The following is a 15,322-nucleotide window of genomic DNA, read 5'->3' as shown; positions in this document are numbered from 1 at the left end:
GCAAACACGTGGGGAAAACCGACTCCCCCTTCGTTCCCGCGGCAAATCCGTACCGGACGTTATACGGTCGACGACCAGGACCACCATTATATACACGTGCAAGAAACCTCCCCTCACTCCGAATTACCGGCATCCCGCAGCGTCTCCTCCTATTCGAGTCCCAGACTTTGCTTTGCCGTCATGTTGTGAGTTTCCAACCAGTCGAACAATTCCGTAAGGCTCGCCGTTGCGCAACCAATGCATGTATCGGCACATCCATAGTAGATGCGCACGCTCTCCCCATCCAGAATCCATCCGCAGGGAAAAACTACTTTATCCACATTGCCCACCATCTCATACGGCATCTGTGGGGCAAAGACCCATTCATCGGATCTGGCCAGCAAAATGGTGGGATCCTCGAGATCGGCAAGCGCAAGGCCAAGACGGTATATGCTACCGCTCGCATTATCCTGCACTCCGTGATACATAATCAACCATCCCTTGTCGGTGCGAAGTGGAGGCGGGCAAAGTCCCACCTTATTTGCATCCCACCATCCTCCTTTCCGCGCCGGTATAAGAATTTGGTGATCACCCCAATGCTGCATATCGGGACTGAACGATATCCAAATGTGGGACCCAGTCCCTTCTCCGGAAGAATATGGCCGGTGTATCATCGCCCACCGCCGGCCGAATTGCACGGGGAAGAAAGCCGCGTCCTTGTCTTCAGGCGGGAGAATGCTCCCTTTCCGTTCAAAATGCTTGAAATCATCGGTTAGAGCCATCGATACTAGCGGTCCGCCTTTCGAATAGGAAGTGTAGACCACAGCCCATGTCAGGATTGGCTCCAAATACGTAATCCTCGGATCTTCGATCCCCCACAATTCCTCGGGATGCGACACGGCTTGTGGTGCCATCGTGGGAACGGCATCGATATGCCAGTCGGTAATTCCGTCCTTGCTTCTCGCAACGGTCAAATGTGAAAGACCGCGGCGGTCCTCCACTCGCATCAGCAACAGTGTTTCTTCGCCGATCCGTACTGCAGCCGGATTAAAAACCGCATTCGCCTGATACGGAAGATCCTGTACAGTGATGATTGGATTCCCTTCGAATCTCGTGAACAATTCATTTTTTCCCATATGGTGCCTCCATGGATTTTTACCTGCCATTCGTGTCCGAAACGGCAACCTCCGCCGAAATCCGGCGACTTCTCATTCGATGCATGTTCAAAAGCGACATGATTCCCGCCAAAGTCGATTCCGCCCCCTGGTTTCCATTCACACCATCAGGCCGCAACCCGTCGCAACAGCCTCCGGTGGTATGGTTGTAAAGACTGAGATTCAGATCATTCCGTCCAAAAAACCATTCCATGCATAGCACGCCATGATCGAGCCATGCAGTGTCCATCGTAGCCAGATACGCCTCGTGGCATGCTTCAATCATATGATACGCTTCAATGGGCTGCTGATCGAACCGCGCCTGTTCCCCACCCCGCTGAAACCAACCGGCATTACCCACGGGGACGAACCAGCCACGCGGATCACGTTGGATTCGCACCAGCCATGCGAGACTTTCAAGCCCAACGTGAAGCATCTCTTCTTGATGGAGAGCCTGGCCCGATATGATCATCGCCTGGGGAATAATCGCGTTCGCATATGTCACGGTGTCGGCTACCCACGGCCAATCCTCCTGACTGTTCTGCCTATAAAGGGCAAAAAGCTTTTCCGAAAGCAACTCCATCATTCGCCGCACATCGCTGTCTCCCTTGTATCGTTTCTGATAGGCATAGAGTCCCTTCAGGGAAAACGCCCACGCCCGGGAAGAAGTGAGTTCACCCACCGCAGGAAGAGCTTTCTTGAACAGACTGACCGCAAAGGCACGGATTTCTTCCTGATCACACATCGATGCGGCTTCACCCAACGCCCACACCGCCCGACCGTGACTGTCCTCCGACCCGGTTTTTTCGGTCCAGACTCTCGTGTAGTCCATGAAATTCCGAAATCGTCCAGTCTCTTCATTGAAGGCATCTTGAAGGAAGCTGAGGTACACATATGTGAGTCGGGTGATCTCCTTGCTCTCGGAAAACACCTCCTGATACATAAGCACCGCGATCAACGCCCGTGCATTGTCATCGGTGCAATACCCGTAATTCCTGTCCGGTACGATGTAATTCGCATGCTGAAGTATACCGGTATCATCGGTGAGTCTCATGATATGATCCAGTTTTGGCTGCGGCAGTTCCCTCGGCTGGGAACCCAGAATCTTCGAAATCACGGCCGATTTCGGCCGATATTCCTGATGTTGTTTTATATCTTGGAACAGCGACACGTAATTTCTCGCCGCTTCCTTCCAAATCATCGTTCTGCCGTACGTATATGCTTTTTTTCGCATAGCCTGTCGTTTTGGCTCGTTGGCAAGCAACTCGTTAACCGCATCGGCCATTGCAGGCGTATCGTTAAAAGGAACCAGCATTCCGCGGCCTTCTCCAAGCAACTCTTCGGCATACCAGTACGGGGTGGAGACAGTTGCTTTCCCGCAACCCAAAGCGTATGCCAGGGTCCCAGAGGTGATTTGTTCTTTATTCAGGTAGGGACTGATGTACACATCCGCCGCTCCCATAAATTCGAGAAGCTCTGGCAGACTGACAAACCGGTCATCGAACAGAATGTTATTGCTAACCCCGAGATCTCTCGCTTTGCGCTGCAGAGAGAGGCGGTAGGTCTCACCCCGTTGTTTTTTTTCATGGGGATGTGTCGCTCCCAGCACGATATAGATGACATTGGGGTGTTCCTTTACAATACGGGGCAAAGCATCAATCATGGTTTCGATGCCCTTGTTGGGGGAAAGCAGACCGAAGGTAAGCAATAATTGTCGATTCTCAAGTCCGAAACGATCCTTGTAGAAATAGGGGTCGACAAAGGGAACATCGGGAACGCCATGGGGAATGATTGTTATTTTGTCGGGATGTATGTGATAAACTTGCTGCAGGATGTCCTTTGCCTTTGCACTCATGACCACTATTTTGTCCGAGAGCTGTCCTATCCGTTTTATGATGGCAAGTTGCCCGGGAGAAGGCTCAAGCAGCACCGTGTGAAGGACGGTCACCCGCACAGCCTGCAGATTTTCCAGAAGTTCGATGATATGCGCCCCGTCGGTGCCGCCAAAAATCCCGAACTCATGCTGGAGACAAACAATATCCACTTTGTTTATATTCAGGAAATCGGCGGCCAGCCGGTAGTCGGTTATGGAACGCTGATTGATTTCAAATCGTACCTGGTCTGGATACGCGTACCCTTCCATCTGATCATTTATTACGGCGGCCCAAATCTCCATATCGGGCTGCTCGCGGGTCAATGCATTTAGCAGATCTGCGGTAAACACTGCGATTCCGCACTGGCGCGGAATATAATTCCCCACGAGCGCGACTTTTCCAATTTGTCCATGATATGGCATATTCTGCGACATGTCAGTCCTCCTTCGTCAAAGGATTCATTCCATTTTCTGTAATTCCCACCAACTCTTTTCCTAGCTTGCACCAGGTATTCTGGCTGGATTCTTGCACTTTCCAATGCTGAATAGTTGCCTTCACACCAGATCTTGGCATGACATCCGGCTCCTCCGCTGAGAATGGAGTACCAGACAAAAGAGAGAGAACAGTATCTCTGTCTTTTTTTTTCCGTAACACGTTGAAAAACATCCCAGTAAGGTGGTGTCTGCAGGTATGTATGAAGAAAGAAACTATCTCCGAAATCAAGAACCATTTTCATAGTACCGGAGGCAATCTTTGCTGATGTACAAGCAATCTCTTTTAGTGCCAGGTCATAGCAGTTGCCGACAGGAAAAGAGAACAAACTGCGTTCTCTGTTTCTGAAAATGCCCTTCCCATCATCAATTACACGACCGAGGCTTTTTTCTTCATTGTATTTCCTTTCATTTTTGTATTTGACAACACAGAAACGTGCAGATTTGTTTCCGTTTTTGGTCTGAAAAGAAATGAACCCAGCTGCCATTGCAAATCCTCCGGCATGTTGGGAATTATTTTAATTCCCTTCATATAATACAATGGATTTTGATTTACTGCAAGGAATTAAACTGAAGCTATAAAAACCATATTTGCAAATGTAAGCTAGGAACCTTCTGAATTCGATTCCTTTTTGAGAAATAGTTAAAGATTCCCGATTCGCCGAAAATATTAGGGGGCTGTATGTACTACATCAATAGTACAATGGAAAAACTGATTTCAAAGATTACCCTATCATTTTATTGACCGGACCGCAGCAGTGCACGAAAACTACGGTGCTTCAGAAACTTATGAATGAGTCAAAAGATAAAAGAGAGTATATTCCCCCGGATGACCTGACTTTGCGAGCCTTGGCCAAGAATGATCCATCCACCTTCTTCCAGCTACATAAACCACCTCTCATGATTGACGAAGTGCAATATGCCCCGGAACTTTTCCCCCTATATCAAGATGATTGTGGACAAAAATAACAAACCCGGACTTTTCTGGCTTACAGGTTCAAAGGGGTCGAATTCGACCCCTTTGAAATCCAGAGTATTCATTGCGTACAAAAGATTCTTGGCATACCCGTACCTTGCGGTGTATGGTCAATGGTTACAACTCATCAAGACTCATGAGAGATTGTTCCTGACTAAGCAAGAAAGGGAAAATCTCGATACTTCTCTTTCAGTAGTGCGATGATCAACGAACAGACTACCCTTGCCCCTTTCTCATTCAGGTGGGTATCGTCAGAGATTCCCTCTGGGTAGTTCGGGTGTTCGCCTGCCTTAAGATGAAGAAACAGTTCCTTGGAGCCTTCCCTCCCCATCTGTTCCAGTAGAGAGAACGTTGTCTTGTTCATATCAATACAGGCATAGCCCCTCGCTTGGCACAGGGAGAGCATCGCATGGGGGTACTCCCCATGGGTTTGGAGGAGCGTACCATCGGAAAAGAATTTTCTTCGAGCAATTGGGGTAAGGAAAACCGGGGTTGCGCTCTTTGAATGCACCGACTCAGCCATACATGCAAGATTCCCCTGAAATGTGGACCAAGGCTCGATGTATCGCTCCTTGTCCTCCTTGCTGTCATTATGACCAAACTGGATGAATACAAAGTCACCTGCTTCCAGCTCGGCAAGACATTGGTCAAACACCCCTTCCTCAAGGAAGGACTTAGTACTCCGGCCATTCATGGCAAGATTTCTCACACTCCAGGAGGAATTGATATAGTTCTCAAAGTACATTCCCCACCCAGTCTCAGGACGTGTATCATCCTCCTTGGGGGCACAGGTAGAGTCTCCTAGGAGAAATACTGTATTCATTGCTTTTCCTCTTCCTCATTTCCCCAACCAGAGAGCATATCTTCGGTGGATATCTTGTCCTCAGTATGTTTCTTAGCGGAAGAATGCTGATTGAGAAGCCCTAAAATTCCCACAATTGCAAAGATTGCTGCCACTAGGTAGACAGCAACCAATATGATAATATCGCGCATCTTACCTCCCGGTACTCTTTCGTTGCCAGTACGAAATGGCAAGTTGGGTGCGGTCACGCAACCCAAGCTTTTCCAACGTTATAGATATACAGTTTCTCACTGTCCCCTCACTCAAACACAACCGTTCTGCAATCTCTTTGTTGCTGAGCCCCTGAGCAAGTTGCAACAGCACCTCATTCTCTCGCTTACTGAGAGAGGAGAAAACCTGCTGTTCTGAAAACTGTTTCAAGGCTTGCTCACTGATTACAGGCAATCCCTGATACACTGCCTTAATCGTCATGATCTGCTTTTCAGTCTCATCACTCTTGAGAAGGAATCCACTAGCCCCGGCCTCTAGGCAGCGATGAAGCGTTCGATAGTCTGAGAATGTAGTAAGCATCAAAATCTTGACCTTCGGGTACTTGGATCGGATACGCTGGGCTGCCTCGATTCCATCCATCACCGGCATCTGGATATCAAGAAGAATGACATCAACCTGGGTATGTTCGAGAAAGGAGAGAGCCTCTCCTCCATGAGAAAGGGCTCCAACAATCTGCAGTTGTGCATCACCGGAGAGCAGAATCTCCAAACTTTCCAGTACCAATGCATCATCATCAACCAACAGAATCTTCATAGCCCCATCTCTCCCCTCACTGGAATGGTAATAAGCAACTTGAACTGTAATCCCTTTTGAATCGACATACTTCCTCCCAAGCGTTCAACTCTCCGTCGCAAATAACGTAAGCCGTTCCCTGTTCCTATGGTCTTCTGTTCCATAACCCCATCATTCTCCATAACCAGTTGCAGCAGGGTGTTATTGCAATCAAGGGAGGCGTTGACCTTCGTAGGTTTGGCATGCTTGGCCACATTCGTCAAAGCCTCCTTGATCGCAGAGTGCAGTACCTGTTGCAGGGCAGGAGGCACCAAGGCAACATCCCCTCGTATTGTATACTGCACGGGATAGACAAATTCCTCAAAGAGCCTGGCAATGGACCGCTCTACTTGCTTTTGATCCGGTTCCAGTTGCCTGACCGCAAGCTTGAGCTGCGTCAATGCGGAGGAGAGCCGTTGTTCTATCTGTTCTCGGCTCACCTTTGCTTTCCCAATATCTTCTTTTTCAAGAAGCATATCGAGTGCTTTTACGCACAAGTGGGCTGCAGTCAATTCATGCCCCAAGCTGTCATGCAGGGTCTGGGCAATTTGCTCCCGCTCCTGCAGACGGGATAGGTGTTGGGCATCGGCATAATCCAGGAGTAGGTGCTCAGTTTCTGCTTCAAGGTGGTGGGAGCGGAGCCGATAGTCGTCTGCTTCTTTTCTGAGTTGCATCCTTTCAAGCTCCCAGACGCCTACGAGGGCTCCAAGGAGTAGCGAAAAAAGTGGAATAAGTAACTCAAGCCCCTGTAGTGCTACAGCCAAGTATACGGCAAAGGGGATACAAAAAAGTAAATTCCTGTGAGATGCGAAATAAAAAAGATACAGAGAAAGCAGGATCATTGCTGCCGGTAGCGAGAGGGAACATAACGCCAATAAGAACGCATCAATGAGCATCCACGCAGTACCAATCGAGAATCGCCAACGAAGCATCAGGGAGAACACTACCAGGAGGAAAACCAAAAGCAAGGGAGGATCCATTTCACCGTAACGCAAGGAGAAGACGAGGAACAACAACACAACGAGGACAAAACGAAACAGGTGCTTGCTCTCTATCGTTATTCTCCTGTCCACCAGTCCCTACAGCCTCCTTCTACTTCCTACCAAGAGAAATATCCCTGCAAATACCAAGAGTATCACAACAGAGAGCAACAGAGAAGCTCCCGCTTGCTCATAGAGGGAGGCAAGGCCATGGGCAAGCCAATATGTAGGAAACACACGGACCAAACGCTGCATGGCAGGGGGAAGAAAGCGGAGGGGAAAGGTAAGTCCACTGACCAGGCAGAGTATTGAGCCTACCCCGCTGAAGAGCGCAAAACTGGTAGTGTAGGAACGAAACAGGGAATTCCATGCCAAAGAGAACGAAAGCGTCATGACGCTATAGGCACTATAGAGGATAAAGAGCAACAGGTAATTGGTTGTATTACTCCCATACACGATGAGTGAAGCAATGATCAGGACCAAGCTTTGTGCAATTAGCAACAGAGAACCGGCCGCCAAGTGACTGGTGAGATAGTGCGCATGGCTGATGGGAGAGGAAGCAATTCTCACAAGCACCCCGTGCATCCGATCTTCAGCAACTGTGCGTACCAGCAAGAACGCTGAGTAGAAGTTAAGCAAACCAAACAAACTGAACGCCATCGGTAAGGATCCAGGCATGCTGGGAACCAGCAGAAGGACCAAAGGGAAGAGCAAGAGTAACGGTAGTGTAAATTTTTGACGGAGGTTCTCCTTCAGAGCAAAGGTAAAAATACTCATATGCTGATCCTCCTTATCAAAGGTTGCAAACAGAAAAACAACACTGCTATCAGGAGAAGCAAGACAGCGAGGCAGATAATGAAGAGCCGAATTTGTCCCTCCATCACCGCAAGGCTGGCGGTATTGGCCAAACTCATGGGAGAACCATACATTCTCAGTAGTCGGAAAAACTCTCCCTTGGGCAGTGGGAAATAGAGTCCAACAGTCATGGGTACTATCGAGCCGTAGATGGTGGTGACCATATTCGCAGTCTTAACCCCTCCGGTAAGCAACAAAAGTACCGTTCCAAAGAGTTGATTGAAGACAACAGAGACCAGTAGAACCAGCAAGACAAACGGGAGAGAAGGGAATGAAGCTCCCAAAATGATGCTGGAAAAGACAAGCAAAATAGCTGTCTGTAGGAAACTTACCAGCGTTGAACTGACAAGAATGGAGAGAATAATGGAACGCATCTCAACAGGCGAAGAGAAAATTCTATCATGCATAGGAGAATAGAGGTCCTCAGCCAGTGTTTCAAAACTAATAGCCGATCCATAGATCTGGAAGGTCAAGGCGAATCCAATTACCAACGCCGTAATAGGTGATTGCCCCCCCATGCCCATCCCGGTCTCGATGTTGACATTCTTATAGAGGTAGTCGAAAAAGAATATCAATGCCAAGGGGAAAAGAATCAAGACCGTATGGCCTACCAAGTCCCTGCTGCTGCGTTTCAATTGAAAGGCAATCATGACTGGACCTCATCACGCAGTTGCTTGCCCGTCAGGGTCAAGAACACATCCTCAAGATTTGGTTGCTTGGTATTGATCGTCACCAAGCCTTGCTCACTGAGAATCAGGACAATCTTGTCCAACACTGGAATTCCACCAGGCACTACAATCCTGTAACGATTCCCCTCAAGAGCCACTTCTTTCACATCAGGAAGTTGTTGTAGTTGCAGCTTCTTCTCTTCACTTGCAATGCGGACCTCAACCTCAATGAAATGATCACCCTGGATCCGAGCGATTAGCTCTGGGAGCGTACCTTGGGCGATCATATGGCCATTGTCCATGATGTAGATGCGTGAGGCCACCGCCTCAACCTCCTCTATGTAGTGGGAGGTATAGATGATGGTACTGCCGTCCCTGGCAAGCTGTTTGACAAACCTAAGGATAAAAGAACGTGATTGGGGATCGATACCAACGGTGGGCTCATCCATGATGATCAATCTGGGGCTGTGTATCAAAGCGCAACCGATATTCAGCCTCCGCTTCATTCCCCCACTATAGTGCTTGGGCTTGTCATCAAGCCGTCCTTCCAAGCCGATGATCTGGGCAACCTCTTCAATCCGATTTGCAATGGACAGCTTATCCATCCCATAGAGAGAGGCAAAAAAGGCTAGGTTATCCCTCCCGCTCATCTGCTCATAGATGGTGATCTCCTGGGTAACATACCCAATATTGCGTCGAATTTCCCGGTTTTTCCCATCTTGCTTTTGTGAGAAAACCGTAATAGATCCCTCATCAATGGGAATCAGCCCGATGATGGAGCGAATACACGTGGTCTTCCCCGCTCCATTGGGACCGAGCAGCCCAATGACCTCTCCCTCTTCCACCTGCATGGAGCAACAATCCAGGGCAAGGGTCGACCCAAACCGTTTGATGACTTCATCAACCTGTAACAGCATAATTTTATACCTCTTGCTCGAGTATACAGGCAGGAGGCGCTTACTGTTCAGTGACAAATGTCACAATATGTATCACTTTACCAAGACATTCGGTTCAATGGTTACTTCAGTTTTCATTGAATTGGAGATAAGGCAGTACTTTTCCGCTTTTTCAAGCAGGGTTACCGTCTTTTCCTTGAGGCTTTCCTCTGCAACCACTACCGTTGGCTTGATATGGATACGTGTCATGAGAAAACCCTTCTCGGCCTTCTCCATGGTCCCAGAAGCTTCGCTCTTATAGCTCTTGAATACAAGCTTGGTTTTTTCTGCGAGGGAAAGAAAGGTAGTCATCAGACAGATTTCTGCAGATGCAGTGTAGAGATGCTCAGGTGACCAGATCCCCTCATGCCCTCCAGGGAAATTAGCTGGGGTTGCGACCTCAATGGTAGGCAGTGAAGGGGATGAGAGAGCTGCCCTTCTCTCTTTGGTCCACTCAACATGAGTGGTATACGTATGACTTTCGCTCATAATTGACTCCTCTTAGTTGAAAACAAATATACTCAGAGAACACAAATTCGACTACTGGAGGCACAATCAGGAACTTTTTCTTCCGTTTACCCCATACCTACGCGTATACTGTTAGTGATGAAATCAAGAAAAAAGCGCAAAAAACCAGGAAAAGCAAACCCATGGGTTTTTACGACCATACTAGCCCTCCTGCTTCTCTTGCTTGCTCTCCCATATATCCTCCACCTCATACAACCTAATAAAGCGCTGGTTGTCTCTGTGTATGATAAAACGGTACCCGAAAAACCGGCACAACAACATGAATGGCTCTCCTGGTTTCTCAATCATCATAAGTACCCCACCAGCGGGGGCATGGTCTTCGATGCAGAAGAGAGTTATTTGGGATATCATCCGGATCGCGAAAAACCGGTTGTAGATCTTGCTGGATTGGATCCAACAAACGACCTTCTCTATATTGCCGATACCTATGGCATCTATAAATCCGGAGAAGGATTCAGTAGAGCTGCAGGGGAAGAAAACAACCTCATCTGGGGAGGCTCCAGTGACCAGGATGCTCTGGAAATCCGGAAATTCCTCAACAGGGAAAAAAGCAGCACCGTCGTTGCAGAGTACAACACCTTCGCCACCCCCACTCCATCCTATGTACAAGCCCAGATGTTTGAGCTTCTGGGAACCCGCTGGACCGGCTGGACCGGCATGTACGTACATGACCTCTCCAGTAAGGGCGAAACCCCCTCTTGGATCCGTGAGATGCATGCTGGAACATGGGAGTATAGTGGTAGTGGGATCATCCTCTACAACATCCATGATGAAGTGATTGTGCTTCCCAGTAAACAGTTGTTGGGACCTGATGAAATGCAGCTCTCGTTCACAGAAAGCGGAACAAAGACACTGGGAATCTCAGGTTCAGTTGCTTATGAAATGATTTTTGACATTAGCGAACCGCTGGAAGGAACTGAAGTTCTGGCAAACTATACGCTCGACCTCACTGAACAAGGGAAAGCCGTGCTTCGCTCCTATGGGCTGGAGGACACGTTCCCTGCCATCCAACTGAAGAAGACCGCGAATCACCGGGCATATTACCTAAGTGGCAACTGGGCCTTTAGCAGACGGAACCTCCGCTTCTCAAAGTTGAAGGGCATGCAATGGTTCATGGAAAAAACCGCCAATGAAAATGAGATATTCTACTGGAAGTTCTACCTTCCCTTACTATCCTCCATCTTCCAGGAGGCAGAAGAGCGAAAGGCGTTCCAGATACCAGATTTGACACAATCGACAACCATGATAGGACAGACCAAGGTCGTCGCAAGAGCAACTTCCAGAGAGTTATTGTTATACAATAATGAAACATGGCAGCCCTTCTTTGTGTATGGCATGAACCTAGGAACGGCTACCCCGGGCAAATGGTTTACCGAATTCCCCAAGGACAAGAGTCTGTATTATCGGTATCTTGTGCAGATGGGGGAACTGGGAATCAATACGCTACGGATTTATACCTTGCTGGACCCTGAGTTCTACGACGCGTTCTCCCTCTACAATCGGCTTCACCCTGACAAGCCCATCTATCTTATGCAGGAAGTGTGGCCGGAAGAAGAACCTCCCGGGCATGATTACCTGAAGGAAGCCTATCAACAGGCCTTCGAAGAGGAAATCCGAAATGTAGTTGATGCAATCCATGGAAATGCAGACATCAGTGAGCGCAAAGGGAGGGCATATGGGTCCTATCAGAACGACATTTCCTCGTATGTCATCGGGTATTTAGTCGGTCGTGAGTTGGAACCTCATGAAGTCGAAGAGACTGACCATCAACATGAAGGGTATCGATTCATCGGTTCCTACATCAGTACTACCGAAGAGGCAACACCCACAGAGTCCTGGCTTGCCCAGAGTTGCGACTACCTACTGGATTATGAGGAAGAAACCTATGGCTGGCAACATCCTGTATCCCTCGTCAACTGGCCTACCCTGGACTATCTTACCCATGAATCAGAGCGGGATGAGTTTGGGGTGAAAAAGGATGAGTACAATGATCGAACTACAGTGGATATCAATCATCTGGTGTTGGGAGAAAAGAATAAGGCGGGGCTTTTTGGGTCTTATCACATCTATCCCAACTACCCAGATTTTATGAACAACGACCCTTCATACAATGCATATGAAGATGACGAGGGCCGATTTCGCTATGGGGGGTATCTTAGGGCATTCATGGAAGGACACCAGAGGTATCCTGCAGTGGTTGCAGAGTTCGGTATTGCAACCGGTATGGGGAATGCCCACTACAACCCAGATGGGTACCACCATGGGGGATTGAGCGAACAGGACCAGGGAAAGATGATCATCCGCATGTTTGAAACCATGGAAAGGGAGGGGTATAGCGGTGGTATCATCTTCGCATGGATGGATGAGTGGGCTAAGAAGACTTGGACCACTGAACCCTACATGGTTCCGTATGACCGCCAGATCCTCTGGCACAATGCAGTTGACCCGGAACAGAACTATGGAATCTTGGCAAATGAGGCGGTAAAGCCAAGACGGAGTACTGTAGCCCATGGTGCACAAGATTTCATCGAAACTATGGAAGTGCGTGCTGACGCTTCCTTTCTCTGGTTTGACTTCACATTCTCGAGACCTCTTGAACTTGAACAAGAACAATTGATTATTGGAATCGACACCATCTACCGTGATAGAGGTGAGCTGAAATACACACCAGATATTCCTTATGAGGCATCATTTGGTATGGAATACGTAGTACTGATCAATGCAGAGCAGAACGCTCAGCTTCTTGCCTTGGATGAAGCAAACTATACCCGTTACAACTTCTCTACCGCTCCTGGGCTCACCAGAAAAGGGCAATTCACTCCACTAATCAAGTTGATCAACAGGAAGCGGGCCCTTGGAGACGGTACAATCATCGAGCCCCACTATGAGGACGCAAGCCATTTGCGGTATGGGGAACTTCTTGGTGCGACGAACCATTGGTACAAAGAAGCGAATACACTGACAGTGAGGATACCTTGGACAAGGATCAATGTCAGTGACCCCTCTTCGCATCAAGTATTGGATGATGAGAGACAGTATTACAGCGATCCACTCCGAGATACCATAACCACATCAGCAACCGACAGTTTGAGGCTCAGCACCTTGGTCATAGAAAAAGATAGTGGGATAATGACCGACAGCATCCCAAGTATTTCATTCACTTGGAATCCTTGGAATCAACCGGTGTACCAACAACGATTGAAGCAAAGTTATAAAATACTCCAGACATATTTCCATGAAAAGAGGAGCTCCCTATGATAGACCTCTCCAAACCTGTCACCGTAGCTGGGAACCTTTATTGGGTTGGTTCAGAAAAAACCCACAAGTACCTGCAATGTAACCCGTACCTCTACATCGAGGGTGAGACAGGGGTCCTGTTCGATCCAGGCTCTGCCTTGGATGGAGAGATTGTCATAGAGAAAGTAAAAAGCCTGATTCCCATCTCACACCTGGAGGCAATTGTCTGCAGTCATCAAGACCCTGACCTCTGCATGGCCATTCCTCTCTTTGAAGGAGCTGGATTCAAAGGCGTCATTTGTTGCCATGAGCGTGCAGCCCTGTTGATCCAGTACTATGGGATCAAGAGCCCCTTCTACCAGGTTAACTACCATCAGTTCTCGTATACCATGAAGAGCGGGGCAAATATTGGCTTTATTTTTACCCCCTACCTTCACTTTCCCGGTGCAATCATGAGCTATCTACCCAAGCTACAGGTTTTGGTCAGTGGGGACCTGTTCGGTTCGATTACCGCTGATTGGCACCTCTTTGCTGACGAAAATTATCTGGATGGAATGGTAGCGTTCCATGAAGTCTACATGCCAAGCCACGACATTCTTGCATCTGCAATGGATCTTCTGGATAGCTATCCATTGGAATTGATCTGTCCGCAACACGGTTCAATTCTCCGAGAAGCATTGATTGAAGAGGCAATCAAGACTCTCAAGACGATACCTTGTGGACTCTTTTTGGAGACACCCGTAAAAAACCTGAGTGAAGTGGGAGACATCAAGAGCCTACTCGACCAGGTTCTCACCCGTCTCATAACCATCCATGGGGCATCAGAAATCAGGGCAGTGTTCAAGCAAAGCCCATTCACCGTGGATACAAAACTCCGTAAAATTACGAAAAGCACCATTTCTGATGACTCAATCTGGAAAGCATTCTTCAGTTTTTTGAGCGAGCAAGAATCAGGGATACAGTATCTTACCTCGATTTCCAGCATTGTTGAACTCCTATGCAAGAGGTATGGCTTGCCACTTCCCGAATCCCTGAATTCTGTATTGTTCCGCTCACAAACAGAAATTGAGGAGAACAGAAGGCAAGTACAGCTCCTCCAGACACAACTCAAGAAATTTGAAGAAGACTTGCTCCGTGACCCAATTACAAAACTCTACAATCAGGAGTTCTATCTAGCATGGTTGCAAAGAGAGCTTTCAGGTATATCCACTGAGGAAAAGGCCATTACCTCGTGTGTTATGAACATCGATAATCTAGACCGAATCAATCTCGATTTTGGGAGTACCGAAGGGGATAAAACACTCCGCCTGCTTGCCGACCTAGCAACCGGATATGTTGAACCTCAGGTACATGTTTGTCGTATTGGAGGGAGCGCCTTCGCGCTCCTCTATTCCTCACTTGGGAAGGAAGAAGTCCTCAACCGTGTCACAAAGCTGAGAAATGCAATTCATGAAGATGACCGATTCATCGTCCCCATCAATATCTCCATGGGCCTTTTTCACTCTTCTGAAATCCCCCGGACATTGTACCAAGATCCTGAACAGATGGCACTTTTGGTAAACCAGGTCACCTTGTTCAGGGCCCGCTTGGCAAAGAAACAGGGAGGCGGAATTGTCTCTACATCAACGAGTGTTTCCAGCAGTAGCGCAATGTTCACCATCCTCCTCGTAGACAACCCAGGATTTTCACGCGACATCATCCGACAAACATTGGAGAGAAGCTCATTCCGTGTCCTCACCGTAGCAAATGGCTTAGAAGCTAAGAAACAATTACTCTCAGAGCCGGTTGACCTAATTCTCTGCGAGTTGCTCATTCCAAAAATCAGTGCTCTCACATTGAGGAAGCAACTACTTGCTACTCCATCTGCAGGAAAGATTCCTTTTATCCTAATGTCAGTGAACAAGCAAGAACAGAGTGTAAAGAGAGCTCATAGCTTGGGTATCGTGCATTTTTTCTCCCGCCCTGTTGCGCTTTATGAGCTTGTTGGTCTAATCGAGATACTCGCAAAGAAGGGGGCGTGA

The 15,322-nt window shown here is 48.2% G+C and carries 14 protein-coding genes; 3 read left to right on the top strand and 11 right to left on the bottom strand.

Annotated elements, in window-relative coordinates:
• Positions 1-149 precede the first annotated feature (149 nt).
• The 3 genes from DYP60_RS04045 to DYP60_RS14140 are packed head-to-tail and all read right to left on the bottom strand — an operon-like array spanning position 150 to position 3,580.
• Positions 150-1,115, bottom strand: coding sequence for a glycoside hydrolase family 130 protein (locus DYP60_RS04045; RefSeq protein WP_117329601.1), 966 nt, complete (start codon positions 1,113-1,115; stop codon positions 150-152).
• A 19-nt stretch (positions 1,116-1,134) separates the two neighbouring features.
• Positions 1,135-3,441: a glycosyltransferase family 4 protein gene (locus DYP60_RS04040; RefSeq protein ID WP_240622817.1), complete on the bottom strand. Its 2,307-nt coding sequence runs from the start codon at positions 3,439-3,441 to the stop codon at positions 1,135-1,137.
• Between the two features lies 1 nt (position 3,442).
• Positions 3,443-3,580, bottom strand: a complete 138-nt coding sequence (locus tag DYP60_RS14140; RefSeq protein ID WP_165849491.1) for a hypothetical protein — start codon at positions 3,578-3,580, stop codon at positions 3,443-3,445.
• Between the two features lie 692 nt (positions 3,581-4,272).
• On the opposite strand from DYP60_RS14140, the gene DYP60_RS14525 reads away from it, so the two are divergent.
• Positions 4,273-4,467, top strand: a complete 195-nt coding sequence (locus DYP60_RS14525; RefSeq protein ID WP_476712870.1) for a hypothetical protein — start codon at positions 4,273-4,275, stop codon at positions 4,465-4,467.
• Positions 4,468-4,628: 161 nt separating this feature from the next.
• On the opposite strand, the gene DYP60_RS04030 is transcribed toward DYP60_RS14525, so the two are convergent.
• The 8 genes from DYP60_RS04030 to DYP60_RS04000 form a co-directional block, all read right to left on the bottom strand.
• On the bottom strand, positions 4,629-5,297 hold the full coding sequence (locus DYP60_RS04030; RefSeq protein WP_117329600.1) for a rhamnogalacturonan acetylesterase: 669 nt from the start codon (positions 5,295-5,297) through the stop codon (positions 4,629-4,631).
• Positions 5,294-5,467 (bottom strand): hypothetical protein, encoded by a 174-nt coding sequence (locus DYP60_RS14135; RefSeq protein ID WP_160525776.1) that lies wholly within the window; start codon positions 5,465-5,467, stop codon positions 5,294-5,296. The genes DYP60_RS04030 and DYP60_RS14135 overlap by 4 nt, the downstream gene beginning before the upstream one ends.
• 1 nt (position 5,468) lies before the next feature.
• Positions 5,469-6,080: a response regulator transcription factor gene (locus tag DYP60_RS04025; RefSeq protein WP_117329599.1), complete on the bottom strand. Its 612-nt coding sequence runs from the start codon at positions 6,078-6,080 to the stop codon at positions 5,469-5,471.
• A complete protein-coding gene (locus DYP60_RS04020) occupies positions 6,077-7,171 on the bottom strand; it encodes a sensor histidine kinase (RefSeq protein WP_117329598.1) in 1,095 nt (364 codons plus the stop codon). Before DYP60_RS04020 ends, DYP60_RS04025 begins: the two co-directional genes overlap by 4 nt.
• 6 nt (positions 7,172-7,177) lie before the next feature.
• A complete protein-coding gene (locus tag DYP60_RS04015) occupies positions 7,178-7,855 on the bottom strand; it encodes an ABC transporter permease (RefSeq protein ID WP_117329597.1) in 678 nt (225 codons plus the stop codon).
• A complete protein-coding gene (locus tag DYP60_RS04010; protein WP_117329596.1) occupies positions 7,852-8,583 on the bottom strand; it encodes an ABC transporter permease in 732 nt (243 codons plus the stop codon). The genes DYP60_RS04015 and DYP60_RS04010 overlap by 4 nt, the downstream gene beginning before the upstream one ends.
• Positions 8,580-9,518 (bottom strand): ABC transporter ATP-binding protein, encoded by a 939-nt coding sequence (locus DYP60_RS04005; protein WP_117329595.1) that lies wholly within the window; start codon positions 9,516-9,518, stop codon positions 8,580-8,582. Before DYP60_RS04005 ends, DYP60_RS04010 begins: the two co-directional genes overlap by 4 nt.
• 72 nt (positions 9,519-9,590) lie before the next feature.
• Complete coding sequence (locus tag DYP60_RS04000; RefSeq protein WP_117329594.1) at positions 9,591-10,025, bottom strand: OsmC family protein; 435 nt, start codon at positions 10,023-10,025, stop codon at positions 9,591-9,593.
• A gap of 117 nt (positions 10,026-10,142) precedes the next feature.
• Here DYP60_RS04000 and DYP60_RS03995 point away from each other — a divergent pair, with 117 nt between their 5' ends.
• A complete protein-coding gene (locus tag DYP60_RS03995; RefSeq protein ID WP_117329593.1) occupies positions 10,143-13,322 on the top strand; it encodes a hypothetical protein in 3,180 nt (1,059 codons plus the stop codon).
• Complete coding sequence (locus DYP60_RS03990) at positions 13,319-15,322, top strand: oxygen-binding di-iron domain-containing protein (protein WP_117329592.1); 2,004 nt, start codon at positions 13,319-13,321, stop codon at positions 15,320-15,322. The genes DYP60_RS03995 and DYP60_RS03990 overlap by 4 nt, the downstream gene beginning before the upstream one ends.

The organism is Sphaerochaeta halotolerans, assembly GCF_003429665.1.
GTDB classification, from domain to species: domain Bacteria; phylum Spirochaetota; class Spirochaetia; order Sphaerochaetales; family Sphaerochaetaceae; genus Sphaerochaeta; species Sphaerochaeta halotolerans.
The sequence above is the reverse complement of the archived record's forward strand: the minus strand, read 5'-3'. Positions and strand labels throughout refer to the sequence as shown.

What these genes read in the sequence shown, in the direction of transcription:
- DYP60_RS04045 (WP_117329601.1), bottom strand. Translation starts at nt 1,115, where the DNA reads ATGGGAAAAAATGAATTGTTCACGAGATTCGAAGGGAATCCAATCATC.
- DYP60_RS04040 (WP_240622817.1), bottom strand. Translation starts at nt 3,441, where the DNA reads ATGTCGCAGAATATGCCATATCATGGACAAATTGGAAAAGTCGCGCTC.
- DYP60_RS14140 (WP_165849491.1), bottom strand. Translation starts at nt 3,580, where the DNA reads ATGCCAAGATCTGGTGTGAAGGCAACTATTCAGCATTGGAAAGTGCAA.
- DYP60_RS04030 (WP_117329600.1), bottom strand. Translation starts at nt 5,297, where the DNA reads ATGAATACAGTATTTCTCCTAGGAGACTCTACCTGTGCCCCCAAGGAG.
- DYP60_RS14135 (WP_160525776.1), bottom strand. Translation starts at nt 5,467, where the DNA reads ATGCGCGATATTATCATATTGGTTGCTGTCTACCTAGTGGCAGCAATC.
- DYP60_RS04025 (WP_117329599.1), bottom strand. Translation starts at nt 6,080, where the DNA reads ATGAAGATTCTGTTGGTTGATGATGATGCATTGGTACTGGAAAGTTTG.
- DYP60_RS04015 (WP_117329597.1), bottom strand. Translation starts at nt 7,855, where the DNA reads ATGAGTATTTTTACCTTTGCTCTGAAGGAGAACCTCCGTCAAAAATTT.
- DYP60_RS04010 (WP_117329596.1), bottom strand. Translation starts at nt 8,583, where the DNA reads ATGATTGCCTTTCAATTGAAACGCAGCAGCAGGGACTTGGTAGGCCAT.
- DYP60_RS04005 (WP_117329595.1), bottom strand. Translation starts at nt 9,518, where the DNA reads ATGCTGTTACAGGTTGATGAAGTCATCAAACGGTTTGGGTCGACCCTT.
- DYP60_RS04000 (WP_117329594.1), bottom strand. Translation starts at nt 10,025, where the DNA reads ATGAGCGAAAGTCATACGTATACCACTCATGTTGAGTGGACCAAAGAG.
- DYP60_RS03995 (WP_117329593.1), top strand. Translation starts at nt 10,143, where the DNA reads ATGAAATCAAGAAAAAAGCGCAAAAAACCAGGAAAAGCAAACCCATGG.
- DYP60_RS03990 (WP_117329592.1), top strand. Translation starts at nt 13,319, where the DNA reads ATGATAGACCTCTCCAAACCTGTCACCGTAGCTGGGAACCTTTATTGG.